This window comes from Pseudomonas sp. (genome assembly GCF_030690725.1).
GTDB lineage: Bacteria > Pseudomonadota > Gammaproteobacteria > Pseudomonadales > Pseudomonadaceae > Aquipseudomonas.
The window spans coordinates 128,394-151,602 of sequence record NZ_JAUYGD010000004.1 but is presented as its reverse complement, the minus strand read 5'-3'; the positions used below and the strand labels follow the sequence as shown (position 1 = coordinate 151,602).

The window sequence follows — 23,209 nt, the reverse complement described above, 5'->3', positions numbered from 1 at the left end:
CAAGTTTTATGGCTGTACCCAAGAGGGCGCAGCAGGAGTGCGTAATGTCCCTGATCATCACCGACGATTGCATCAACTGCGACGTCTGCGAACCCGAATGCCCTAATGCTGCGATTTCCCAGGGCGAAGAGATTTACGAGATCGACCCCAACCTGTGCACCGAATGCGTCGGCCACTATGACGAGCCGCAGTGCCAGCAGGTCTGTCCGGTCGATTGCATCCCGCTCGATGAGAACAATGTCGAGAGCAAGGATGAGTTGATGCAGAAGTATCTGATCATTACTGGCAAAGCATGAAGACCGGCCGCCTGATCCGCGGCCATTACCCCTGGCGCACCCTAGTCGGTGCGCTTGCTCTACTCTGCGCCCTTGAGCTGCATGCCGCAGCACAGCCTGAACGCATCGCTATTGCCAGCGCACACCCCGCCGCCACCGTAGCCGGTCAGGAAACCCTGGCCCTGGGTGGAAATGCCTTTGATGCGGCCGTGGCCATCAGCGCCGCCCTGGCGGTGGTCGAACCCTACGGCTCCGGGCTGGGCGGCGGCGGTTTCTTTCTGCTGCGCGAAGCCGGCGAATCACCGACCTACCGTTTTCTCGATGCCCGCGAACGTGCCCCGCAAGCAGCCCATGCCGATCTGTACCGGGTCGACGGCGAGATCAGCAAAGATCTTTCGCTAAATGGCGCACTGGCCGCGGCTATTCCTGGCCTGCCAGCTGCATTGGTCGAACTGGCCGAACGCTTCGGCCGCCTACCGCTACGCGATTCACTGGCGCCGGCCATTCGCCTGGCCCGCAGCGGCGTCAGCATCGACCGGGTTTACCGGGAACGCGCCGGCTGGCGGCTCGAGGCCATACGCCAGAACCCAGAAACCGCGAGAATCTTCCTCGACAAAGGCGAATTACCCGAAGAGTTTGGTCTGCTGCGCCAACCGGAGCTGGCCCGCACCCTGGAGCAGCTGGGTACAAAGGGCCTTCAGGGCTTCTACGCCGGAACGGTGGCCGCACAGCTGGTCAAGGCAGTGCGTGATGCCGGTGGTATCTGGACCCTCAAGGACCTGGCCGACTACCGCATCGTTGAACGCCAGCCGCTGCGCGTTCCGCTGGATCAGGGTCGCGAGCTGATCAGCGCGCCACCGCCGTCAGCCGGTGGTATTGCCCTGGGACAAAGCCTGCTGATGCTGCAGCAACTGCCCTGGCAACAGGCTGATAGCGTGCAGCGCACTCACCTGGTGGTGGAGACGCTGCGTCGCGCCTACCGGGATCGTAGCCTGCTGGGCGACCCCGGCTTTGTGCGCAACCCAGCGCAGCAACTCCTGGCCCCTGCTTACCTGAAACAGCTGGCCAGCAGCATCGACCTGCATCGCGCAACGCCGAGCGACAGCCTGCCACCCAGCAAAACCTGGCAGGAAGGCGACCACACCACCCACTTCTCGGTACTCGACACCGAGGGCAATGCGGTGGCCGCAACCCTGTCGGTCAACCTGCCGTTCGGCGCCGCCTTTACCGCACCCGGTACCGGGGTACTGCTAAACAATGAAATGGATGACTTTGCCGCTGATGTTCAAGGAGCCAATGCTTACGGCCTAAGCGGTAGCCAGGCCAACAGCATTGCAGCCGGCAAACGGCCGCTGTCGAGCATGAGCCCAAGCTTTATCGAAAGCGCCGAAGACTTCGCCAGCTTCGGCACCCCGGGCGGCAGCAGGATTCCCAGCATGGTGCTGCTGGCGATGCTGCAATACCTGGATCAGCAACCGATCAAGCGCTGGCCCAGCGTCGCCCGCTACCACCACCAGTTCCGTCCGGACCTGATCGAGCATGAGCCGGATACGTTCAGCCCAGCAGAAATCACGGCGCTAGAGGCGCTCGGGCATCAATTGAAATCAACAGGCAGGCAATACGGCAATCAGCAGGTGCTGCTTTGGGACAAACAAGACGGGAAGGTTGCAGCGGCAAGCGATCCGCGCGGGATCGGTACTGCGGTGGTCACTCCAGCTGTACCGCAGTAATGCGGATCACTGACGCGCCTGATGAGAACGTCTCAGGGCTGCCAAAGCAAACAGCGCGGCAGCCCAGAAGCAGATAAAGCAATCAGTTCTGCTTGTAACCGCTGGTGGTGCAGCCCAGGCAGCGCACAAAAGCTTCCTTGCCTGGCTCAACGACCAGTGCATGGCCCGCTTCGCCAATATTGCCGCCAGCAGCCGTGAACGGCAGGCTCACCACAAATGCCACAGCACCGATGGCAGTTGCGCCAATCAGCAATGGCCGGGCAATCAGCAGATCGCCAATCATCGAAAAGGCTTTGGGTGCGTTAGCCGTATAAAGAGGGTCGCCGCTAGTGTTCTGCTGCGCTACGTCAGCATAAGCCGGCAGCGCCAGCAGGCCAGTGGTCAGCGCCAGAGCAGCAGCGGTTGAGCGGAACAGTTTCATGGGGCGATCCTTCAGCTATTAGGAGGCGGTGAGACTAACTATAACAGCGCATTGGTAATTGTCAGCGTGACGGCCGTCAATCGCCATAAAAGGCGTATTCAGGTTTTTTCGGAATAAAGGGCCGGTAAAACGCCAGAATCTCCTTGAGATCGGCCGTTTCATCCCCGCTCGGCGTAAAGGTCGGGCCGATAAAAACCCGCTTGTTCTGATAGTCCAACGCACCCAGCACAATAGGTACGCCTGCGCCGAGGGCGATGTGATAAAAGCCCATCTTCCAGCGTTCGACCTTCTTGCGCGTGCCTTCCGGCGAGAGGATCAGCATAAACTGCTGATGTTCGCTAAAGGCCCTCACCGCCTGCTCAACCGTATTGCCCTGACGTTCGCGGCGGATGGCGATACCACCCCACAGCCGCATCAGCGCACCAAAGGGCCAGCGGAAGATTGTGTGCTTGCCAAACCAGCGGGCATTTAGACGCAGCACGAATTTCACTGCGATAAAAATCACAAAGTCCCAATTGGAGGTGTGGTGCGCGCCGATCACCACAAACTTGTCGAGCTTCGGCAGCTGGCCTTCGATACGCCAACCCATCAGTTTCAGCGCCACACGGCCGACCCACTCAGCCAGAGGGTTGCGGGGCAGATAGTTACCGGACATCAAAAAAACCTCGGTCTTTCTTATTGTTGTGTAATCGGTTCGGGCAGACAGGCCAAATCTAGCCCGGCGAAAAATCCCTAGCGTTGGCAGCGCGGACAATAAACGCTGGCGCGCTGGCCCAGTTTGACCTCGCGCAGGGTGCTGCCGCAGTGCTTGCAGAATTCACCGCCGCGCCCGTAGACGAACAGTTCCTGCTGGAAATACCCCGGCTGGCCATCGCCGCCGACAAAGTCACGCAGGGTGGTGCCGCCGCGCTCGATGGCGTGGGCGAGGATGCGCTTGATCTCATCCGCCAGCGTCAGATAGCGCGCCCGCGACACCGAGCCAGCCTCTCGGCGCGGGTCGATACCAGCAGCAAACAGCGCTTCGCTGGCGTAGATATTGCCGACCCCAACCACCACGGCGTTATCCATGATAAAGGGCTTGATCGCCATGGCTCGACCACGGGACAGCTGGAACAATCGCTCGCCATCGAACAACGCGGTCAACGGCTCCGGCCCCAGCTTGCTGAGCAGCACATGGCTCAACGGATCACTGCTCCACAGCAGCGCGCCGAAACGCCGTGGATCGGTGTAGCGCAGGGCCAAACCGGATTCCAGCTCGATATCCACATGTTCATGCTTGGCCGCCGGCAAACCCACTTCGACCAGTCGCAGGCTACCGGACATGCCCAGATGGCTGATCAAACTGCCGGTTTCGGCCTTGATCAGCAGGTACTTGGCGCGCCGCTCGACGCACTCGATACGCTGCCCGGACAACTGAATATCCAGGTCTTCGGGGATCGGCCAGCGCAGGCGGCGTTCACGCACGATCACCCGGCTGACAAGCTGGCCTTCAAGGTACGGCGCGATGCCGCGGCGAGTGGTTTCTACTTCAGGAAGTTCTGGCATAACGAGTGATCAGCTGAGCAATCCGAGCGGGCGCCTACCTTAGCAGGATCGCCCCGCAGCGACGAGGCAGCCTGTTAGTTCGCCCCAAGGTCGCGAATGCTCTCGCGTAGGTTTTCGAAGTCATATTCGGACAGGCCGACATACTCCAGCACCAGCTGTTCGATGCTCTGCCACTCATGGTCATCCGGCTGATTACCCAGCACCAGATGACTTTCACAGATGTGCTCGGCCATCTTCAAAATCGCCAGCAGGGTTTTCAGCTGCGCATCGCGGCTGGAGTCCTCGGTGAAAATCGCCAGGGCGTTGTGGTGGCTGGCAATCGCCTCGCACAGATGCAGCGGCAGGTTCCAGGACTTGGCAGTGAAATAGCCGACCACCGCGTGGTTGGTATTGAGCAGGCGGTTTTCGGTGTCCACTACACGACGCTCACCGGTGGCACTGGCGTAGGCCTCCTCCAGCACCGTCATGTAATTGGGGAAGCGCTTGATCATCAGCGGGATGCCGCAGTTGTGGAACAAACCGAGGGTGTAAGCCTCATCCGGCGAGTGATAGCCGATGCGCTTGGCCAGGGTCAGGCAGGTCATGGCCACATCCTGGGCGGTGTCCCAGAAACGGTTGAGGGTGACGATGGCCTCATCAGTCAGTTCGCCACGGATCGACTGCGCATTGATCAGATTGATCACCGTGTTGCAGCCCAGCAGGTTGACCGCCTGCTGGATCGAGGCGATGCGGTTGGTCAGGCCGAAAAACGGCGAATTCACCAGTTTCAACAACGCGCCGGAAAGGCCCGGGTCCTGCCCTATCAGCTTGGCGATGGCGCGCAGGTCCGGGCTTGGCATCACCTGTTCCATCTGCAAATCCACCATGATCTGCGGCTGCGGCGGCACGCTGATGCCCTGCAGCACTTGCTGGATATATTCGGCGGAAAGCTCTTGGGACATGACGGGGACAACCGGAATGAGAAGTGAGCCACAGTCTAGCTAAACCCTCGGCACTTCCACAGGCGACTTTTGTAACCGACGCACCCCTTATGAACCCGCTATAATTCCGCTCTTTTTTCGGAGTCCCCAGCATGTCCCTGCCCAGCCTGCGCCTGAAAGCCAACGCCGATCGACGCCTGCGCGCCGGCCATCTGTGGGTCTACAGCAATGAAATCGACGTCGCCGCCACCCCGCTCAGCGGCTTTGCTGCCGGTGACCAGGCGATCCTTGAGGCGACCGGCGGTAAGCCGCTAGGCGTCGTCGCGATGAGCCCGAACAACCTGATCTGCGCGCGCCTGCTGTCGCGTGATGTCAAACACGTGCTGGACAAATCCCTGCTGGTGCACCGTATCAATGTGGCCCTGTCGCTACGCGAGCGACTGTTCGACAAGCCTTGCTACCGCCTGGTGTATGGTGACTCCGACCTGCTGCCGGGCCTGGTGGTCGACCGTTTCTTCGACATCCTGGTGGTGCAACTGGCCTCCGCCACCATGGAACGCCATAAGGATGACGTGCTCGCAGCCCTGATTCAGGTGTGCAAACCCAGCGGCATCCTGCTCAAGAACGACTCCGCCGCCCGCGATGCCGAAGGCCTGGCGCGTTATGTGGAAACCCCGTTCGGCGTGGTGCCGGAGTGGGTTGCCCTGGAAGAGAACGGCGTGAAGTTTGAAGCCCCGGTGATCGAAGGGCAGAAGACCGGCTGGTTCTACGACCACCGTATGAACCGCGCGCGCCTGGCGCCCTACGTCAAAGGCAAGCGCGTGCTCGACCTGTTCAGCTATATCGGCGGCTGGGGCGTGCAGGCTGCGGCCTTTGGTGCCAGTGACGTGATGTGTGTGGATGCCTCCGGCTTCGCCCTCGACGGCGTGGAGCGCAACGCCGCGCTGAACGGTTTGACCGACCAGGTCGCCTGCGTAGAGGGTGATGTGTTCGAGGCGTTGAAACAGCTGAAATCCGCGGAAGAACGCTTCGACGTGATCGTCGCCGACCCACCCGCCTTTATCAAACGCAAGAAAGACCAGAAGAACGGTGAAGGCGCCTACCGCCGCCTTAATGAACAGGCCATGCGCCTGCTCAACAAGGACGGCATCCTGATCAGCGCCAGCTGCTCCATGCACCTGGAAGAAGACAACCTGCAGAACATCCTGCTGACCAGCGCGCGCCATCTGGACCGCAACATCCAGCTGCTCGAACGCGGCGCCCAGGGCCCGGATCATCCGGTACACCCGGCCATCAACGAGACCCGCTATATCAAGAGCCTGACCGTGCGCCTGCTGCCCAATAGCTGAGCACCTGCACCTGCCGAGTGCGCGTCGGCAGGTGCTTCTTTCTCTCCCGCGTTGTTACCACTCCCCACACCCGCCTGGCGCAACCCCGCGCCTGGACTAGGCTTAGACCCCAGCACCGCAGCGCTCGCGATGTGCCGCAGCTGCCTGGCACAGTGCTTGCGTAACTTGAACATTCAAACAAGTACCCGTTACAGCATAGAAACGGGCGCGCGGATTCAAGCATTCAGATAACGGCCACAAGCTGCTGTCTGTTCAGAGCACATTTGGGGAGGGGTATGGCTGACCTGGCTGGGGACAAACCGTTCCTGCAATTCACCAACGTCAAGAAGACTTACGACCACAAAAATCTAGTGGTCAAGGATTTCAACCTGGATGTGGCCAAGGGCGAATTTATCACCCTGCTCGGCCCGTCCGGCTCGGGTAAAACCACCTGCCTGATGATGCTCGCCGGGTTCGAGGACGTGACCAGCGGCGAGATCCTGATCAACGGCCGCTCGGTCACCAGCATCGCACCCTACCAGCGCAATATCGGCATGGTGTTCCAGCAGTACGCGCTGTTTCCGCATATGACCCTGCGCGAAAACCTCGCCTACCCGCTGAAAATCCGCAAGCAGCCCAAAGAAGTAATTCGCGCTAAGGTCGACGAGTACTTGTCGCTGGTCGAGCTGCTGGATTTCGGCAACCGCTTCCCCGGCCAGCTCTCCGGCGGCCAGCGTCAGCGTGTGGCCCTGGCCCGCGCACTGATCTTCGCCCCCGATATCGTATTGATGGATGAACCCCTCGGCGCCCTGGACAAGAAGCTGCGCGAGCAGATGCAGTTCGAGATCAAGCGCCTGCACGAACAGCTCGGCTTCACCGTGATCTACGTGACCCACGACCAGACCGAAGCCCTGACCATGAGCGACCGCATCGCCGTGTTCAATAACGGCATCGTTCAGCAATGCGCGCCGCCCCATGTGCTCTACGAGCGCCCGGCCAACCTGTTCGTCGCCGACTTTATCGGCGAGAGCAACAAGCTCAAGGGTGTGATCGAATCGGTCGGTTCTGAGACCGTCGAAGTGCGCCTGGACGACGGCGCCATGGTCAATTCGCTGAAGGCCAACTGCACGGAAGTCGGCCTGCCCACCACGGTGTCGATACGCCCGGAAAAACTCACCTTTACCGACCGCCTGGGCGCCGCCGGCAACCAGGTGATGGCGCGTTTCGTCACCCGCCACTATGTCGGCGAATACATCCGCTACCACTTCGAAACCGCCGACGGCACCGAGCTGGTGGTGAAGAACATGAATGACAGCAGCGCCCCGCAACTCAGTGCCAAGGAAGAAGTCGCCCTGGCCTGGCTGCCGCAAGACAGCCAGGCCCTGGATCGCCCCGTAACAACCCCCTGACCTATAAGAAGCAATGGAGCACAGCAATGGCTAGAACACTGACCACCCGCTTTTCCACCTTCGCTTTAGCTGCCGCGCTAGGCACGGCAAGTTTCGCCGCCAGCGCGCAGGAAACTCTCACCGTGGTGTCATGGGGCGGTGCCTACGGCGCGGCCCAGCAGAAACACGTAATCGACCCGTTTATGAAAGACACCGGCAACAAGGTGCTGTTCGAGGACTACACCGGCGGTGTGGCCGAGATCAAAGCCCAGGTCGAGTCCGGCAATATTCAATGGGACGTGGTCGACTTCGAGGTGATCGACCTTGAGCGCGCCTGCTCCGAAGGCCTGCTAGAAAGCATCCCGCGTGACATCCTGCCACCAGGCGTGGACGGCGTACCGGCCGAGAAGGACTTTATCCCCGAAGCCCTGGCCAGTGAGTGCGCGGTCGGCAATATCGTCTGGTCGGTGGTGTTCGCCTACAACGAGAAAACCATCGGCGGCACCAAGGCCGCGAGCATCACCGACTTCTTCGACACCAGCAAAATCGCCGGCAAGCGCGCCCTGCGCAAACGCCCACAGGTGAACATGGAATGGGCGCTGCTGGCTGATGGCGTGCCACCGGCCGAAGTCTATGACGTGCTGTCCACCCCAGAAGGCCAGGCTCGCGCGTTCGCCAAGCTGGACACTATCAAGAAGGACATCGTCTGGTTCGACTCCTGGTCGCAGGCTCCACAGCTGCTCAACGATGGCGGCGCGGTGCTGGTGCAATCAGCCAACGGCCGCTTCTATGACGCCATCCGCCAGGAAAACAAACCCTTCGTTATTGTCTGGGACGGCCACGTCTACGACCTCGACGCCTGGGCAATCGTCAAAGGCTCGCCGAAAAAGGACCTGGCATTGAAGTTCATTGCCTACGCCACTGGCTCCACCCCACTGGCCGGCATGCCGGACGTGGCTTACGGCCCAACCCGCAAATCCTCCATGCCGCTGGCTGACCAAAGCGCCGCACCGCACCTGCCGACCGCTCACCTGAGCAAAGGCATCCAGGCCGGTTCGGACTTCTGGGCTGACTATGGCGAATCCCTCGGTGAGAAATTCAACGAGTGGCTGTTGAAGTAACCCGCTATGACCCCTCTCCTGCCGGAGAGGGGTCAGGATTTTCGGAGTAACGCCTTGTCCTCCCTTACGTCTACCGAAGCCAGCCAAGCCTCCAGTGCCCGCAACAAGAAGCGCCTCACCGCCTTTCTGTTTGTCGTGCCGCTGCTGGTGTTTATCCTGCTGACCTTCGTCGCACCGATTGCCAGCATGCTCTGGCGCAGCGTCCATCACCCGACGGTGGCCGCCCTGATTCCGCTGACCCTGCACGAGTTGCAACGCTGGGACGGCAAAGCCACACCCGATCAACAGACCCTGAGCGTATTCGCCCAGGAGCTGCATAGCCTGGCCAAAGAGCGCCAGTCCGGCAAATTGGCCGAAGAGTTCAACCGCGCCTCGGCGGGCATGTCCAGCGTGGTCAAGGCCAGCGCGCGCAAGCTCAGCCGACTGCAAGATGCACAACTGCAGCAGGAAGGCGCCGACATCCTGCTCAAGTCGCACCGCAACTGGAGCAAGCCGGAAATCTGGTACGCCATCCAGCGCGCAGGCAAACCCTACACCTATGACTATTACCTGACCGCGCTCGACCTGGAACTGCACCCCGAGCATGGCATTCAGGTGCGCGAAGACACGCAGATCTACCTGCAGCTATACAGCAAGACCCTGACCATGGCGCTGGTCATCACCATCTTCTGTGCGTTGCTCGGCTACCCGCTGGCCTACTACCTGGCTGGCCTGCCGGAGAACCGCGCCAACCTGTTATTGGTACTGGTGCTGTTGCCGTTCTGGACCTCGCTGCTGGTGCGCACCACGGCCTGGATCGCCCTGCTGCAGACCAACGGGGTGATCAACTCCTTCCTGCTCGGCATCGGCGTAATCGGCCAACCCATCGAGATGCTCTACACCTCGTTCGCCACGGTGGTGGCGATGACCCATATCCTGCTGCCGTTTATGATCCTGCCGCTGTACAGCGTGATGCGCGGCATCGACCCCAGTTACCTGCGCGCGGCGCTGTCGCTGGGCGCGCGGCCGATTCCGGCGTTCTTGCGCATCTACTTCCCGATGACCCTGCCGGGCCTGAGCGCCGGCGCGCTGCTGGTGTTCATCATTTCCGTGGGCTACTACATCACCCCGGCACTGGTAGGCGGCACCGATGGGCAGATGATCAGCAACATCATCGCCTTCCATATGCAGCGCTCGAACAACTGGGAACTGGCCGCCGCGCTGGGCTCCCTGCTGCTCGGCCTGATCCTGCTGCTGTACTGGCTGTACGACCGTTTTGTCGGCGCCAGCAATATCAAATTGGGCTAAGGAACAGACAATGAAGATTCCCGCCTACTACGGCTTCTGGCATCACCTCGGCGCCTGGCTCTTGAAGACCAGCTCCTGGCTGGTGCTGCTGTTTCTGATTCTGCCGATCCTGGTGATCATCCCGCTGTCATTCAACGTCGAGCCGTTCTTCAGCTTTACCGAAGGCATGCTCACCCTGCAGCCCGAAGCCTATTCACTGCGCTGGTACAGCGCCATCTTCAGTGACGACAAGTGGCTGCTGGCGATCAAGAACAGCTTTCTGATCGGCATCTTCGCCACCCTGATCGCCACCGTGCTCGGTACTTGCGCGGCGGTCGGCCTGGCCCGCGATGATATGCCGATGCGCCGGCTGATCACCGCGCTGCTGCTGTCGCCGATGATCGTGCCGCTGATCATTACCGCCGCAGGGATGTTCTTCTTCTATTCGGATCTGGGTCTGGCCGGCAACTACCTCGGGGTGATCATCGCCCACGCCGCGCTGGGCACGCCGTTCGTGATCATCACCGTGACCGCCACCCTCACCGGTTTCGACTACAGCCTGGCTCGCGCGGCGCTGAACCTGGGCGCCACGCCGCTGCGGGTGTTCTTCGACATCATCATGCCGCTGATCCGCCCTGGGGTGATTTCCGGCGCGCTGTTCGCCTTTATCACCTCGTTCGATGAGGTGGTGGTGATCCTGTTTATGGCCGGCCCACAACAACGCACCATCCCCCGGCAGATGTTTTCGGGCCTGCGCGAGCAGATCAACCCGAGCATCTTGGCCATCGCCACCCTGCTGATCTTGGTGTCTATCGCCCTGCTGGTGACCATCGAACTGCTGCGCCGCCGCGCCGAGCGCATGCGCGGGATCGAGCTGATCGAATAGCCTCTGCCCCTGCGTCGTTCAGGCCAGCTGAACCTGACCTGAACGACTGCGCCAAAGCCTCTCCAGTCGGTTGACCGACCACCTCTCGCTGCCTACCATCGCGCCGCCGCATAAGCGGTATCAGAGATCAGACCTTAATGGACCTTCCCAGTTATTGCCCCTTAGTGGCTACAACTTGGCAACCGGCGTACCCGTCAACGGCACGTCTGCAGGCCCGTATCAGCACGTTCTGATCACGGCTCTCCAGGCGCGCATGGCGTGTGCCCAGGAGAGCAACAATGAATGTCTTCACCCTTGCGCAAAACCTGCGCGTCGCCCTGCAGCAGAACGACCTAAGCAGCGCCCTGGCGGCCGTGCACAGCCTGCAGCCGGCCGACCTCGCTGACACCCTCGATCTGCTGGAAACCCACCTGGCCTGGCGCGTACTCGAGCAATTGCCGGCCAAGCGTCGCGCCGATGTCTTCGGCTACTGCGCCACGCCCCAGCAACTGGCCCTCAGCCACCACCTGCAGCGTGCTGAACTGGTGGAACTGGTCGCCGCTATGTCTGCCGACGAGCGTGCCGACCTGTTCAACCAGATGGATGACGAATTGCGCGCCACCTTGCTACCGGCCCTGGCCCAGGCTGAACGCGAAGACCTGTGCAAACTGGCCGAGTACCCCGAAGGCTGCGCAGGTGCGCTGATGACCTCGGCCTACGCCACCCTGAGCGCGGATATGCGCGTAGACCAAGCCATCGACGCCTTGCGCCTGGGTGCGCCGGATGCGGAAACCCTGTACCAGAGCTATGTCATCGACAACCAGCGACGGCTGCTCGGCACCGTGTCACTGCGCCAGCTGATCCTCGCACCGGCCGACACACCGATCAGCCAGCTAATGGTGCGCGAGGTGATCAGCGCCCAGGTCAACACGCCCCAGGAGCAGGTGGCCAAACTGATCGAGCGCTATGACCTGCTGGCGCTACCGATCACCAATGGCGGCGCGCAACTGGTGGGCATCGTCACCTACGACGACGCCATGGATGTGGTAACCGCAGAAGCCACGGTGGATTTCCACAAAGGCGCGGGCGTCAGCACCCTGATCGGCAACCTGAAGGACGCCAGCATCAGCCTGCTCTACCGCAAGCGGGTGTTCTGGCTGGTATTGCTGGTGTTCGGCAACCTGTTTTCCGGGGCCGGCATCGCCGCCTTTGAAGACGTGATCGCGGCCAATATTGCCCTGGTGTTCTTCCTCCCGCTGCTGGTCGACAGTGGCGGCAACGCCGGCTCGCAATCGGCCACCCTGATGGTCCGCGCCCTGGCCACTGGCGAGGTGGTGCTGCGTGACTGGCTCGGCTTGCTGCGCCGCGAATGCCTGGTAGCCCTGGCGCTGGGCATCACCATGGCTGTTGCCGTGTCCCTGCTCGGCCTGCTACGCGGCGGCCCGGAGATCGCCCTGGTGGTCGCCAGCAGCATGGTGGTGATTGTCATAGTCGGCAGCCTGATCGGCATGAGCCTGCCCTTCGTGCTGCACCGCCTGGGCCTCGATCCCGCCACCGCCAGCGCCCCGCTGATCACCTCAATCGCCGACGCCTCGGGCGTACTGGTGTACTTCGCCATCGCCAGCCAGGTGCTGAGCCTGAACTGAGCCCACACCGCTGGGCATACCGGCCTTCCTTGCGAGCGCGCCGAAGGATTAGAATCGGCGCTCTCCTGCCCTATCCAGGCAGACCTTGTAGCCCAGCCACGCCAGCGCCCACCCCGCGCCAGGCAGCGCCCCGGCCCGGTAGATGCGCACTTGCGTTTGCCTTGGGCCTGAACCCGGCTCAACATACGCACCAACAGCCCGTTGCCCGCACAGCGCCCTCGCCTGTGCACGCGTGACCTGAATAGCCTTTGCAGGATTTATCGCCATGCCTGATTACCGCTCGAAGACCTCCACCCACGGCCGCAATATGGCCGGCGCTCGCGCCTTGTGGCGTGCCACCGGGATGAAGGACGAAGACTTCAAGAAGCCGATCATCGCCATCGCCAACTCCTTCACCCAGTTCGTGCCCGGCCACGTACACCTGAAGGACATGGGCCAGCTGGTGGCCCGCGAGATCGAGAAACACGGCGGCGTGGCCAAGGAATTCAACACCATCGCAGTCGATGACGGCATCGCCATGGGCCATGACGGCATGCTCTATTCGCTGCCGAGCCGCGAGATCATCGCCGACTCCGTCGAATATATGGTCAACGCCCACTGCGCCGACGCCATCGTCTGCATCAGTAACTGCGACAAGATCACCCCCGGCATGCTGCTGGCCTCCCTGCGCCTGAATATCCCGGTGATCTTCGTTTCCGGCGGCCCGATGGAAGCTGGCAAAACCAAGCTGGCCAGCCACGGCCTGGATCTGGTCGATGCCATGGTGATCGCCGCCGACGATTCGGCCAGTGACGAAAAAGTTGCCGAATATGAGCGCAGCGCCTGCCCGACCTGCGGCAGCTGCTCCGGCATGTTCACCGCCAACTCGATGAACTGCCTGATGGAAGCCCTTGGCCTGGCACTACCGGGTAACGGCTCGACTCTGGCCACCCACAGCGACCGCGAGCAGCTGTTCCTGCAAGCCGGGCGCACTGCCGTCGAGCTGTGCAAACGCTATTACGGTGAAGGCGACGAGTCGGTGCTGCCGCGCAACATCGCCAACTTCAAGGCGTTCGAAAACGCCATGACCCTGGACATCGCCATGGGTGGCTCAACCAACACCATCCTGCACCTGCTGGCCGCCGCACAGGAAGGCGAAGTCGATTTCGACCTGCGCGACATCGACCGCCTGTCGCGCAAAGTGCCGCAGCTGTGCAAAGTCGCACCGAACATCCAGAAGTACCATATGGAAGACGTGCACCGCGCCGGCGGCATCTTCTCCATCCTTGGCTCCCTGGCCCGTGGCGGCCTGCTGCACACCGACCTGCCGACCGTACACAGCAAGTCCATGGCCGAAGCCATTGCCAAATGGGACATCACCCAGACCGACGATGAAGCCGTGCACACCTTCTTCCGTGCGGGCCCGGCCGGCATCCCGACCCAGACCGCATTCAGCCAGAGCACCCGCTGGGATACGGTGGATGACGACCGTGAAAACGGCTGTATCCGCAGCGTCGAGCATGCGTACTCGCAAGAAGGCGGCCTGGCAGTGCTCTACGGCAACATCGCCCTCGACGGCTGCGTGGTGAAAACCGCCGGCGTCGATGAGTCGATCCACGTTTTCGAAGGCAGCGCGAAAATCTTCGAAAGCCAGGACAGCGCCGTGCGCGGCATCCTCGCCGACGAAGTGCAGGCTGGTGACATCGTCATCATCCGCTACGAAGGCCCGAAAGGCGGCCCAGGCATGCAGGAAATGCTCTACCCAACCTCGTACCTGAAATCCAAAGGCCTGGGCAAAGCCTGCGCCCTGCTCACCGACGGCCGCTTCTCCGGCGGCACCTCGGGCCTGTCGATCGGCCACGTTTCACCGGAAGCGGCTGCAGGCGGTGCAATCGGCCTGGTGCGTGACGGCGACAAGGTGCTGATCGACATCCCCAACCGCACCATCAACCTGCTGGTCAGCGATGAAGAAATCGCCCATCGCCGCCACGAGCAGGACAAGAAAGGCTGGAAGCCGGTGGAAGTGCGCCCGCGCAAAGTCACCACAGCGCTCAAGGCCTACGCCCTGCTCGCCACCAGCGCCGATAAAGGCGCGGTACGCGACAAGGCGATGCTGGACAAACTGATGCCGTAAACCAGCACGCAGCAAACAAAAGCCCGGCCTAGTGCCGGGCTTTTTGTTGTTAGCTCACGCCCATATAGCGCCCGGCGCGGTGGTTGATCGCCAGCACCATATTCAGCGCAAGCGCGCCGAGGATCGACAGCGCCACCTTGTCCAGCGGCACGACCATTACCGCACCCAGTACGATCAGTACGTCTATGCCCATCTGCACCTTGCCGGCACGCAGGCCGAAACGCTCCTGCAGGTACAGCGCGAGGATATTCACCCCGCCCAGGCTGGCGCGGTGACGGAACAGCATCAGCAACCCCAGGCCCATGGCGAAACCACCGAACAGCGCGGCATACACCACGTTCAGGTGGGTGAAGCCAATCCACTGCGGCGTCAGTTCAGCCAGCAGCGAAACGAGCCCCACCGCGCAGAAGGTGCGCAGAGTGAACGGCCAGCCCATGCGCCAGATGGCCAGGGCGTAGAACGGCAGATTGATCAGAAAGAACACCAGACCGAACGGCCAGCCGAGCAGGTACTTCATCAGAAAGGCCAAGCCAACGGTGCCGCCCGTCAGCAGACCTGCCTGGCTGTAGAGGGTGATCCCCAACGCCACCATGGCCGTACCCAGCAGCAGCGCCAGACCATCCTCCCAAAGTGGATGGCGAATAAAGATCGCAGCAATACGATCCGGCTCGGCGTGATCGGCATCAGCGTCATGCATGGGGAACAACCTGTAGAGGGAAAACAACAATAGACAGCGTAGCGGCCAGCAAAGCATGCGTTAACGCTACGCAACAACGACGCGCAGAGTGGCACGCCCTATCGGCGCCCACTCTGGCGGAGATCAATGCAGCGCGGAAAAACTCAGCCCGTACGGGCTATTTGCGATCCCACACCTCAAACACATAGCCCGGCGTTTCCAGCCCTTCCGGGTGTTCGATGGCGGAAGACAGGTGCCAGTCAGCATCGGCCACTTCGGGGAAGTAGGCATCGCCCTGGGGACTGATACCGACGCGGGTCAGGTATAGACGGTCGGCCTGGGCCAGGCCCAATTCGTACAACTGTGCGCCGCCAATCAGCATCAGCTCCTCGGCATCTTCTTCGCGCGCCCAGGCCTCGGCACGTTCGAGCGCAGCGTCGAGGCTGGCGAACACTTCCGCGCCTTCCAGCTGCAAACCGGGTTGACGGCTGACCACCAGATTAAGCCGACCCGGCAAGGGCCGGCCGAGGGAATCCCAGGTCTTGCGACCCATGATGATCGGCTTGCCCAGAGTCAGCGCCTTGAAGTGCTTGAGATCCGCCGGCAAATGCCAGGGCAGTTGGTTATCGCGGCCGATCACGCGGTTTTCCGCGAGGGCGGCGATCATGCAGAGAGGCAGGGAATTTTTCATAGGCGCGAGAATACCGTCTGCGTGGCGATCATTGAAGCCTTGCCTCAGAACCGGCTCAGTACCCTTAACCATCCTGACGCTTGCCCACCACACGGTTGCGTCCCTGTTCCTTGGCCAGGTAGAGCGCGACATCCGCCAGGCGCAGGGCATCGCCCAGGCTCTGATGCGGCTGTGGCGTGAGGTAGGCCATGCCGATGCTCAGCGTAACCACGCCGGCGGCATCCGAATGGGCATGCGTCAGGCCCAGGGCTTCGATGGCGCTGCGGATGTCCTGCAGAATCGCCAGCAGTTGCGCTTCATCCAGGCCATACCAGACGCCGACAAACTCCTCGCCGCCATAACGCGCCGCACAATCCAGCGGCCGCCGGGCATGCTCGCCGATCACCCGGGCCACCTGGCGCAACGCCTCGTCACCGGCCGCGTGGCCATAGTGGTCGTTGTAACGCTTGAAGAAGTCGACATCCATCATCACCACGCCCAGGGCCTGCTTTTCCCGCTGCGCCTGGCGCCAGCTGCGCTCGGCACGCTCGGTAAAGGCGCGACGATTGAGCAGCCCGGTGAGGAAATCCTTCTCAGCCAGGTCCTGCAGCAGGCCATGGGCGAGGAAATTCTGCCGCGTGGCATATTCCAGGGAATAGCAGCCCACCGAGCCAATGACATTGGCCAGGGCGAGAAACAAGGCATTGTTCAGCAGCGCCTCGCCCGCCAGGCCGATGCTCAACTCCACCGCCAGATATGCCACGAAGGTCCCCCAGCCGCACAGCACGGCGGTGGCAAAACGCAGACCGGTGAGAAAGTAGAAGAACACCGTAACCAGGATGATGCCCTCATAGGGCAAGGCAAAGCTGTGATAACGGGCCAAGCCGATGATGCCCGCCACCGCGAGGCCGGAGAGCAGCGCCACAATGCCGCCGATCAGCTGCAGGTGATCACGCAAGCCCGGTCGATAGGTGGCCAGCCAGGCCAGCAGCAGCATCGGCTGGATTATCCCCAGGCGCAGGGCGAGTATCCGACCGCGCAGTGGGTCCGGCAGATTTATCGCATCCAGCAGCACAAACAGCAACGCCAGCAGCGTCGCCACCAGCAATGACCAGCGCATACGCCGCAGGAACACGTTGGCGTGATAACGCTTGAACGCCTGCTCCAGTTCATCGTCAAAACTCAGCGCGCGAAAGCCCTGCTGATGCTGACGCAGGTACGGCGAATCCTGATTGACCCACTCCAGATGCGGTAACTTCACGATGGCACTCGCTTTTATTGTTATGTGTTCAGCGGCTGCTGACCGAGACACCCGGCCGCCCACTACCAGCAGCCTAGCCGGACTGGCCACAGGAGTACACGCGCGCAGCGCTGTGCCATGTGCCGGCCGCTGCGGTTATGCTCTGCTTTCCACTCGTTTATGGAACACCGCGTGAGCCCACTCGACCACCCCACGCCCAACCGCCTGCAACGCCTCTGGCTCAGTGAAAGCATCCGCCTGCGCGAGGAGCATGCTGGCCCGCTGGAGGACAGCGAAGCCAACCGCCGCGCCCAGGCCCAAGGTGGCGCACTCGACGAACGCATCCAGACCCGCGCCTGGTGGCTGGGCGAGCGCGACGGCCAGGTGCAAGCGCTGCAGCACTGGCTACAGGGCGCACGCCTGGCCGGGCTGCTGCTGGTATTGCTGGCCATCCTTAGCGGCAGCGGCCTGGCGGTGGCGGCATTGGGCGATGGCCTGCGTCCGGTCAATGTGTTCTGGGCCCTGGGCAGTCTGCTCGGGCTGAACCTGCTCCTGCTGCTGGGTTGGGCACTGGGCCTGCTGCTAAGCCGCGACAGCGCGGGCGCCCTCGGCCATCTGTGGTTATGGCTGAGCGCCAAACTTGCCCGTGATGCCCAGGCCGCACAACTGGCACCCGCCCTGCTGCTGATGTTGCAACGCCAGCGCCTCAGTCGCTGGGGGCTGGGCGTACTGGTGCAGGGTTTCTGGCTGCTGACCTTAATCACCGCCCTGCTGACCCTGCTGGCCCTGTTGGCCACCCGCCGTTACGGCTTTGTCTGGGAAAGCACCCTGCTCGGCGGCGACAGCTTTATCGCCATGATTCAGGCCATCGGCAGCCTGCCGGCGCTGCTCGGTTTCAGCCTGCCGGATGCTGAACTGATCCGCGCCAGCGGCGACAGCGCCCTGGCCAACGAAAGCGCGCGGCTGAGCTGGGCCGGCTGGTTGGTCGGCGTATTGGTGGTCTACGGCATACTGCCGCGCCTGGGCCTGCTGCTGCTCTGCCTATGGCGCTGGCGCCGCGGTTGCGCCGCACTAAGCCTGGATCTCAGCTTGCCTGGCTACAGCCTGCTGCGCGAACGCCTGCAACCGAGTAGCGAACGCCTCGGCGTGTTCGATGCAGCGCCAACGCAGCTGCATCAACCGCAGGCTGGCAACCACAGCGAAGGCAGCCAGGGCGCGTTATTGGTAGCAGTCGAACTGGACCCGCAGCGCAACTGGCCACCCGCTCTACCCAAGGGCATCGGCGATGCCGGGGTGATCGACAGCCGCGAGCAGCGCAATCAGCTGCTCGACCAGCTCAACCGCTTCCCGCCGGCGCGCCTGCTGATCGCCTGCGACCCACGCCGCTCGCCGGACCGGGGCAGCCTGGCACTGCTCGGTGAACTGGCACGCACGGCCAGCGCCACACGGATCTGGCTGCTGCCACCGCCGCCCGGTGAAGCACTGGACAGCGCCCGCCTGGGCGACTGGCACCGCGCACTGGAACAATTGCAGCTCAGCTACAGCGGCAGTGCGCCGTTTAGCTGGCTGGAGCATGGCCATGACTGACATCGATCACTTCGTAGCCCGGATAAGCGCAGCGCAATCCGGTGAACCATGGCCCCGGATTACGCCAAGGCTTATCCGGGCTACTGGAGGTCTGTCATGAACAGCCCGCTCAAGCTGGCCGTGGTCGGCCACACCAATGTCGGCAAGACCTCGCTGCTGCGCACCCTGACCCGCGACGTCGGCTTCGGCGAGGTGTCCCATCGCCCCAGCACCACTCGCCACGTCGAAGGCGCACGACTGTCGGTGGATGGCCAGGCGCTGCTGGAGCTGTACGACACCCCCGGCCTGGAAGACGCCATCGCCCTGCTGGACTATCTGGAACGCCTGGATCGCCCCGGCGAACGCCTGGATGGCCCAGCACGGCTGGCGCGCTTTCTCGAAGGCAGCGAAGCGCGCCAGCGTTTCGAACAGGAAGCCAAGGTACTGCGCCAGCTGCTGGCCTCGGATGCCGGCCTCTACGTGATCGATGCCCGCGAACCGGTGCTGGCCAAATACCGTGATGAGCTGGCTGTGTTGAGCATGTGCGGCCGGCCATTGTTGCCGGTGCTGAACTTCGTCAGCAGCAGCCAACACCGCGAGCAGGACTGGCGCGATGCCCTCGCCCGCCTCGGCCTGCATGCCCTGGTGTGTTTCGACAGCGTGGCGCCACCGCTAGATGGCGAGCGCCGCCTGTATGACAGCCTGGCGCTGCTGCAGGAAAAAGCCCGCCCGCAACTGCAACGGCTGATCGACGATCACCTGGCGCAACGCCAATTGCGCAAAAGCAGCGGCGCGCGACTGATTGCCGAACTGCTGCTCGACTGCGCCGCCTGCCGCCGTAGCGTGGCGGCGCAAGCCGTGCTGGAACAAGGCGCCATCCGCGACCTGCATCAAACCATTCGCCAACGCGAACAACGCTGCGTGGAAGCCCTGCTGCGCCTGTACGCCTTCCGTCAGAACGACGCCAAGGCCGGCGACCTACCCTTGCTCGGTGGCCGCTGGGGTGACGATCTGTTCAACCCGGAAACCCTCAAACAACTCGGCATCAATATCGGCGGTGGCATGGCGGCGGGCGCGGCCACCGGGGTCGGCGTCGATCTGCTGGTCGGTGGCATTACCCTTGGCGCGGCGGCGCTTATCGGTGCCGTGCTCGGCGGCAGCGCGCAGACCCTGCGCGGCTATGGTGCGCGGCTGAAAGGCAAGCTCAAGGGCCAGCGCGAGCTGACCGTGGACGACGCCGTGCTGCGCCTGCTCGCGCTGCGTCAACAGCTGCTACTGCAAGCGCTGGAAGCCCGCGGCCATGCCGCCGTCGAGGCCATCAGCCTGAACACTCCACAGGACGCCAGCTGGCGCGAAGGCAAACTGCCGGAGGCCCTGCACAAAGCCCGCGCACATCCCGAATGGTCGTCACTCAACCCTGGCGCGCAGCTGGAAGATGGCGAACGCCAGGAACAGGTGCAGCAGTTGGCGGCGGAGTTGCTCTAGCTTTAAGTCATCGCGGCCATGGGCCGCTCCTACGAACTGCCATTGTAGGAGCGGCCCATGGCCGCGATTAACGATCAGACGGCGACGGGCGCGCTGATATGCGGATGCGCCTGGTAGCCGACCAGTTCGAAGTCTTCGAACTTGAAGGCCAGCAGGTCTTTCACGTCGGGGTTGAGCTTCATCACCGGCAGCGGCAGCGGCTCGCGGGAGAGTTGCAGATCGGTCTGCTCGATATGGTTGGCGTACAGGTGGCAGTCGCCGCCGGTCCAGATAAAGTCGCCCGGTTGCAGCCCACACACCTGCGCCACCATCAAGGTCAGCAGCGCATAGCTGGCGATATTGAATGGCACGCCCAAAAAAATGTCCGCCGAGCGCTGGTACAGCTGGCAGCTCAGCTTGCCGTCAGCCACGTAGAACTGGAACAGCGCGTGGCACGGCGGCAGAGCCATCTGCTCGACCAGCGCCGGGTTCCAGGCGGAGACGATCAGGCGGCGCGAGTCGGGGTTCTTCTTGATCATCTCGATCAGCTTGCTGATCTGGTCAATCGACTCGCCATTGGGCGCCGGCCAGCTGCGCCACTGGTAGCCATAAACCGGGCCAAGATCGCCGTTCTCGTCGGCCCACTCGTCCCATATGCGTACGCCGTTGTCCTTCAGGTACTTGATGTTGGTGTCGCCCGCAAGAAACCACAGCAGCTCGTGGATGATCGATTTCAGGTGGCACTTCTTGGTGGTCACCAGCGGGAAGCCGTCGGCCAGGTTGAAGCGCATCTGATGGGCAAAAATGCTGTAGGTGCCGGTGCCGGTGCGGTCACTCTTGAAGGTGCCGGTCTCACGAACCAGACGCATCAGGTCGAGGTACTGTTTCATTGCACGGCCTCCTGCGCCGCCTGGCGTTTGTAGGCGTAGGCGATCAGACCCAGGCCGCCGAGGATCATCGGCACACAGAGCACCTGACCCATGGTCAGCCAGCCGCCAGCCAGGTAACCGAGCTGGGCATCCGGCACGCGGACGAACTCAACGATAAAGCGGAAGATCCCGTAGCACATGGCAAACATGCCGGACACAGCCATGGTCGGGCGCGGTTTACGCGAGTAGAACCAGAGGATAGTGAACAGCGCCACGCCTTCCAGGGCGAACTGATACAGCTGCGAAGGATGGCGCGCCAACTGCTCGGGGTCGGTAGGGAAGACCATCGCCCAAGGCACGTCGGTGGCCTTGCCCCACAGCTCGGCGTTAATGAAGTTGCCAATGCGCCCGGCACCCAGACCAATCGGCACCAGCGGGGCAATAAAGTCCATCAGCTCAAAGAAGCTCTTGTTATTGCGTTTGCCGAACCACCAGGTGGCCAGCATTACGCCGATCAGCCCGCCGTGGAACGACATGCCGCCTTCCCAGATACGCAGCATGCGTACCGGCTCGGCGATATAGGCGGCCAAATCGTAAAACAATACATAACCCAGGCGGCCACCGAGAATCACGCCCATGGCGACCCAGAACACCAGGTCGGAGAGCTTCTCCTTGTTCCAGCTTGGCGCGAAGGCGTTGACCCGGCGCGAAGCCAGCCACCAGGCGCCGCCGATGCCGATCAGGTACATCAGGCCGTACCAATGGATTTTCAGCGGGCCAAGGGCCAGTGCAACTGGGTCGATCTGCGGGTAAGGCAGCATTTCAATTCCTCAAATCAGAAAACTCAGGCCCACGCTAAACAGCAGCAGGGCAAACAGACGCTTGAGCAGACGCGGCGACAGCTTGTGCGCCAGGCGTGCGCCTACACGGGCAAAGTACATGCTGGGGATGGCAATACCGACCAGCGCCGGCAGGTAGACGAAACCCAGGCTCCACTCCGGCAGCTCGGGTTTATCCCAGCCCAGCCAGATAAAACTCAGGGCGCTGGCTATCGCAATCGGCAGGCCGCAGGCCGAAGAAGTAGCCACCGCCTGCTGCATCGGTACGCTGCGCCAGGTCAGGAACGGCACGGTCAGCGAACCGCCGCCAATCCCGAAAATTGCCGAGGCCCAGCCAATCACCCCACCGGCCAGGGTCAGTGCCGGCTTGCCTGGGACAGTGCGGCTGGCTTTGGGTTTCAGTTCCAGGGCCATTTGCACGGCAATAATGATCGCGAACACGCCGATGATCTTCTGCAACAGCGGCCCTTGAATCGCGGCTGCGGTCATCGCGCCAAGCCCGGCGCCGAGCAGAATTCCCAGGGTCATCCAGGCAAATACCGGCCACAGCACGGCGCCTTTACGCTGATGTTCGAGCACCGAGTTGATCGAGGTGAAGATGATGGTCGCCAGCGAGGTGCCTACCGCCAGATGCGTCAAAATCATCGGATCAAAGCCCTGCGCAGCAAAACTCAGCACCAGCACTGGCACGATGATAATGCCGCCGCCTACGCCAAATAACCCGGCAAGCGTTCCAGCTGCAGCCCCCAGGATCAAATACAGCAGCAGTTCCATCAGCACCCCCGCAAACAATCCGGCATGGTAACGGATGCACAGGGCCAGACTCTACTTTGGGCGATGGATGTCCGCTCAGGCTTTGCGTAAAGTGCCAGCATCGCCTGTGGAATAGACCAGCATGCGCCCGACCCTGTACCTGAAGCTGAGCTGTAACCAGATGCACCTGACGCACCTGCAAAGTGGCCGCGCGCTGCACCTGCAGGCCGACCCGGCGTTCAGCAATCAGCGCCTGCTGGTGGCGGACTTTGCGGCGGCGCAGCAGCTGTTGCAGCACGGCCTCGATGAGCTACTGCCCAAGCGTTTTCTGCGCCTGAGCCGGCCACCGCAGCTGCTGATTCAACCGCTGGAGCACCTGGAAGGCGGCCTGTCGCAGGTCGAAGAACGCATCCTGCTGGAACTCGGCCTCGGCTGCGGCGCGCGCAAGGTGCGCCTGCACCTGGGCAACGAACTGGACAACGCCGGCGTGCTGGCCAAGTTAAGGAGCTAACTC

22 protein-coding genes are annotated in these 23,209 nt (G+C 62.4%); 12 read left to right on the top strand and 10 right to left on the bottom strand.

The window, feature by feature from the left end; all coding sequences use genetic code 11:
* Window positions 1–44: 44 nt before the first annotated feature.
* Window positions 45–296: a YfhL family 4Fe-4S dicluster ferredoxin gene (locus Q8O69_RS01080; RefSeq protein WP_090250215.1), complete on the top strand. Its 252-nt coding sequence runs from the start codon at window positions 45–47 to the stop codon at window positions 294–296.
* Window positions 293–2,005: a gamma-glutamyltransferase gene (gene ggt, locus Q8O69_RS01075; protein WP_371136030.1), complete on the top strand. Its 1,713-nt coding sequence runs from the start codon at window positions 293–295 to the stop codon at window positions 2,003–2,005. Before Q8O69_RS01080 ends, ggt begins: the two co-directional genes overlap by 4 nt.
* An 82-nt stretch (window positions 2,006–2,087) precedes the next feature.
* Here ggt and Q8O69_RS01070 read toward each other — a convergent pair whose 3' ends face one another.
* From Q8O69_RS01070 to Q8O69_RS01055, 4 genes are all read right to left on the bottom strand, one after another.
* Window positions 2,088–2,426: a multidrug transporter gene (locus tag Q8O69_RS01070; protein ID WP_090380255.1), complete on the bottom strand. Its 339-nt coding sequence runs from the start codon at window positions 2,424–2,426 to the stop codon at window positions 2,088–2,090.
* Between the two features lie 76 nt (window positions 2,427–2,502).
* Window positions 2,503–3,081: a lysophospholipid acyltransferase family protein gene (locus Q8O69_RS01065; protein ID WP_305589118.1), complete on the bottom strand. Its 579-nt coding sequence runs from the start codon at window positions 3,079–3,081 to the stop codon at window positions 2,503–2,505.
* Between the two features lie 77 nt (window positions 3,082–3,158).
* The gene (gene mutM, locus Q8O69_RS01060; protein ID WP_305589046.1) at window positions 3,159–3,971 is read right to left on the bottom strand and encodes a bifunctional DNA-formamidopyrimidine glycosylase/DNA-(apurinic or apyrimidinic site) lyase; all 813 of its coding nucleotides are present in this window, start codon (window positions 3,969–3,971) and stop codon (window positions 3,159–3,161) included.
* Between the two features lie 74 nt (window positions 3,972–4,045).
* Entirely contained in the window at window positions 4,046–4,858 is an 813-nt protein-coding gene (locus tag Q8O69_RS01055) for an HDOD domain-containing protein (protein WP_305589116.1), read from the bottom strand.
* 185 nt (window positions 4,859–5,043) lie between these two features.
* On the opposite strand from Q8O69_RS01055, the gene Q8O69_RS01050 reads away from it, so the two are divergent.
* From Q8O69_RS01050 to ilvD, 7 genes are all read left to right on the top strand, one after another.
* Window positions 5,044–6,240 (top strand): class I SAM-dependent rRNA methyltransferase, encoded by a 1,197-nt coding sequence (locus Q8O69_RS01050; RefSeq protein WP_275960345.1) that lies wholly within the window; start codon window positions 5,044–5,046, stop codon window positions 6,238–6,240.
* Between the two features lie 275 nt (window positions 6,241–6,515).
* Window positions 6,516–7,628, top strand: a complete 1,113-nt coding sequence (locus Q8O69_RS01045; RefSeq protein ID WP_275960344.1) for an ABC transporter ATP-binding protein — start codon at window positions 6,516–6,518, stop codon at window positions 7,626–7,628.
* A 26-nt stretch (window positions 7,629–7,654) separates the two neighbouring features.
* On the top strand, window positions 7,655–8,728 hold the full coding sequence (locus Q8O69_RS01040) for an ABC transporter substrate-binding protein (protein WP_305589044.1): 1,074 nt from the start codon (window positions 7,655–7,657) through the stop codon (window positions 8,726–8,728).
* A gap of 54 nt (window positions 8,729–8,782) precedes the next feature.
* Entirely contained in the window at window positions 8,783–10,015 is a 1,233-nt protein-coding gene (locus Q8O69_RS01035) for an ABC transporter permease (protein ID WP_305589043.1), read from the top strand.
* A 10-nt stretch (window positions 10,016–10,025) separates the two neighbouring features.
* Window positions 10,026–10,880: an ABC transporter permease gene (locus tag Q8O69_RS01030; protein WP_305589042.1), complete on the top strand. Its 855-nt coding sequence runs from the start codon at window positions 10,026–10,028 to the stop codon at window positions 10,878–10,880.
* 278 nt (window positions 10,881–11,158) lie between these two features.
* Complete coding sequence (gene mgtE, locus Q8O69_RS01025; RefSeq protein ID WP_305589041.1) at window positions 11,159–12,505, top strand: magnesium transporter; 1,347 nt, start codon at window positions 11,159–11,161, stop codon at window positions 12,503–12,505.
* A 265-nt stretch (window positions 12,506–12,770) separates the two neighbouring features.
* Window positions 12,771–14,618 (top strand): dihydroxy-acid dehydratase, encoded by a 1,848-nt coding sequence (gene ilvD / locus Q8O69_RS01020; RefSeq protein WP_305589040.1) that lies wholly within the window; start codon window positions 12,771–12,773, stop codon window positions 14,616–14,618.
* A gap of 49 nt (window positions 14,619–14,667) precedes the next feature.
* Here ilvD and Q8O69_RS01015 read toward each other — a convergent pair whose 3' ends face one another.
* The 3 genes from Q8O69_RS01015 to Q8O69_RS01005 form a co-directional block, all read right to left on the bottom strand.
* Window positions 14,668–15,315: a YitT family protein gene (locus Q8O69_RS01015; RefSeq protein WP_305589039.1), complete on the bottom strand. Its 648-nt coding sequence runs from the start codon at window positions 15,313–15,315 to the stop codon at window positions 14,668–14,670.
* Between the two features lie 157 nt (window positions 15,316–15,472).
* On the bottom strand, window positions 15,473–15,985 hold the full coding sequence (locus tag Q8O69_RS01010; protein WP_305589038.1) for a dihydrofolate reductase: 513 nt from the start codon (window positions 15,983–15,985) through the stop codon (window positions 15,473–15,475).
* Window positions 15,986–16,049: 64 nt separating this feature from the next.
* Window positions 16,050–17,225: a diguanylate cyclase gene (locus tag Q8O69_RS01005; RefSeq protein WP_305589037.1), complete on the bottom strand. Its 1,176-nt coding sequence runs from the start codon at window positions 17,223–17,225 to the stop codon at window positions 16,050–16,052.
* A gap of 171 nt (window positions 17,226–17,396) precedes the next feature.
* On the opposite strand from Q8O69_RS01005, the gene Q8O69_RS01000 reads away from it, so the two are divergent.
* Both Q8O69_RS01000 and Q8O69_RS00995 read left to right on the top strand, forming a co-directional pair.
* On the top strand, window positions 17,397–18,791 hold the full coding sequence (locus Q8O69_RS01000) for a DUF2868 domain-containing protein (protein ID WP_305589036.1): 1,395 nt from the start codon (window positions 17,397–17,399) through the stop codon (window positions 18,789–18,791).
* A 96-nt stretch (window positions 18,792–18,887) separates the two neighbouring features.
* Complete coding sequence (locus Q8O69_RS00995; RefSeq protein WP_305589035.1) at window positions 18,888–20,255, top strand: GTPase/DUF3482 domain-containing protein; 1,368 nt, start codon at window positions 18,888–18,890, stop codon at window positions 20,253–20,255.
* A 74-nt stretch (window positions 20,256–20,329) separates the two neighbouring features.
* Here Q8O69_RS00995 and Q8O69_RS00990 read toward each other — a convergent pair whose 3' ends face one another.
* Genes Q8O69_RS00990 through Q8O69_RS00980 form a run of 3 tightly spaced genes read right to left on the bottom strand, consistent with a single transcriptional unit; the run spans window position 20,330 to window position 22,716 of the window.
* A complete protein-coding gene (locus Q8O69_RS00990; protein ID WP_305589034.1) occupies window positions 20,330–21,124 on the bottom strand; it encodes a thymidylate synthase in 795 nt (264 codons plus the stop codon).
* Window positions 21,121–21,924: a prolipoprotein diacylglyceryl transferase gene (gene lgt, locus Q8O69_RS00985; RefSeq protein WP_305589033.1), complete on the bottom strand. Its 804-nt coding sequence runs from the start codon at window positions 21,922–21,924 to the stop codon at window positions 21,121–21,123. The genes Q8O69_RS00990 and lgt overlap by 4 nt, the downstream gene beginning before the upstream one ends.
* Before the next feature lie 9 nt (window positions 21,925–21,933).
* Complete coding sequence (locus Q8O69_RS00980) at window positions 21,934–22,716, bottom strand: sulfite exporter TauE/SafE family protein (protein ID WP_305589032.1); 783 nt, start codon at window positions 22,714–22,716, stop codon at window positions 21,934–21,936.
* 121 nt (window positions 22,717–22,837) lie between these two features.
* Between Q8O69_RS00980 and Q8O69_RS00975 the strand changes: the two genes are divergently transcribed.
* Complete coding sequence (locus Q8O69_RS00975; protein ID WP_305589031.1) at window positions 22,838–23,206, top strand: hypothetical protein; 369 nt, start codon at window positions 22,838–22,840, stop codon at window positions 23,204–23,206.
* Window positions 23,207–23,209: the final 3 nt, after the last annotated feature.

Bases quoted from the DNA above. Each gene is read 5' to 3' on its own strand.
- Q8O69_RS01070 (WP_090380255.1), bottom strand. From the start codon at position 2,426: ATGAAACTGTTCCGCTCAACCGCTGCTGCTCTGGCGCTGACCACTGGC.
- mgtE (WP_305589041.1), top strand. From the start codon at position 11,159: ATGAATGTCTTCACCCTTGCGCAAAACCTGCGCGTCGCCCTGCAGCAG.
- Q8O69_RS00995 (WP_305589035.1), top strand. From the start codon at position 18,888: ATGAACAGCCCGCTCAAGCTGGCCGTGGTCGGCCACACCAATGTCGGC.
- Q8O69_RS01010 (WP_305589038.1), bottom strand. From the start codon at position 15,985: ATGAAAAATTCCCTGCCTCTCTGCATGATCGCCGCCCTCGCGGAAAAC.
- lgt (WP_305589033.1), bottom strand. From the start codon at position 21,924: ATGCTGCCTTACCCGCAGATCGACCCAGTTGCACTGGCCCTTGGCCCG.
- Q8O69_RS01050 (WP_275960345.1), top strand. From the start codon at position 5,044: ATGTCCCTGCCCAGCCTGCGCCTGAAAGCCAACGCCGATCGACGCCTG.
- Q8O69_RS01080 (WP_090250215.1), top strand. From the start codon at position 45: ATGTCCCTGATCATCACCGACGATTGCATCAACTGCGACGTCTGCGAA.
- Q8O69_RS01040 (WP_305589044.1), top strand. From the start codon at position 7,655: ATGGCTAGAACACTGACCACCCGCTTTTCCACCTTCGCTTTAGCTGCC.
- mutM (WP_305589046.1), bottom strand. From the start codon at position 3,971: ATGCCAGAACTTCCTGAAGTAGAAACCACTCGCCGCGGCATCGCGCCG.
- Q8O69_RS00980 (WP_305589032.1), bottom strand. From the start codon at position 22,716: ATGGAACTGCTGCTGTATTTGATCCTGGGGGCTGCAGCTGGAACGCTT.
- Q8O69_RS01065 (WP_305589118.1), bottom strand. From the start codon at position 3,081: ATGTCCGGTAACTATCTGCCCCGCAACCCTCTGGCTGAGTGGGTCGGC.
- Q8O69_RS00990 (WP_305589034.1), bottom strand. From the start codon at position 21,124: ATGAAACAGTACCTCGACCTGATGCGTCTGGTTCGTGAGACCGGCACC.
- Q8O69_RS01030 (WP_305589042.1), top strand. From the start codon at position 10,026: ATGAAGATTCCCGCCTACTACGGCTTCTGGCATCACCTCGGCGCCTGG.
- Q8O69_RS01045 (WP_275960344.1), top strand. From the start codon at position 6,516: ATGGCTGACCTGGCTGGGGACAAACCGTTCCTGCAATTCACCAACGTC.
- ggt (WP_371136030.1), top strand. From the start codon at position 293: ATGAAGACCGGCCGCCTGATCCGCGGCCATTACCCCTGGCGCACCCTA.
- ilvD (WP_305589040.1), top strand. From the start codon at position 12,771: ATGCCTGATTACCGCTCGAAGACCTCCACCCACGGCCGCAATATGGCC.
- Q8O69_RS00975 (WP_305589031.1), top strand. From the start codon at position 22,838: ATGCGCCCGACCCTGTACCTGAAGCTGAGCTGTAACCAGATGCACCTG.
- Q8O69_RS01015 (WP_305589039.1), bottom strand. From the start codon at position 15,315: ATGCATGACGCTGATGCCGATCACGCCGAGCCGGATCGTATTGCTGCG.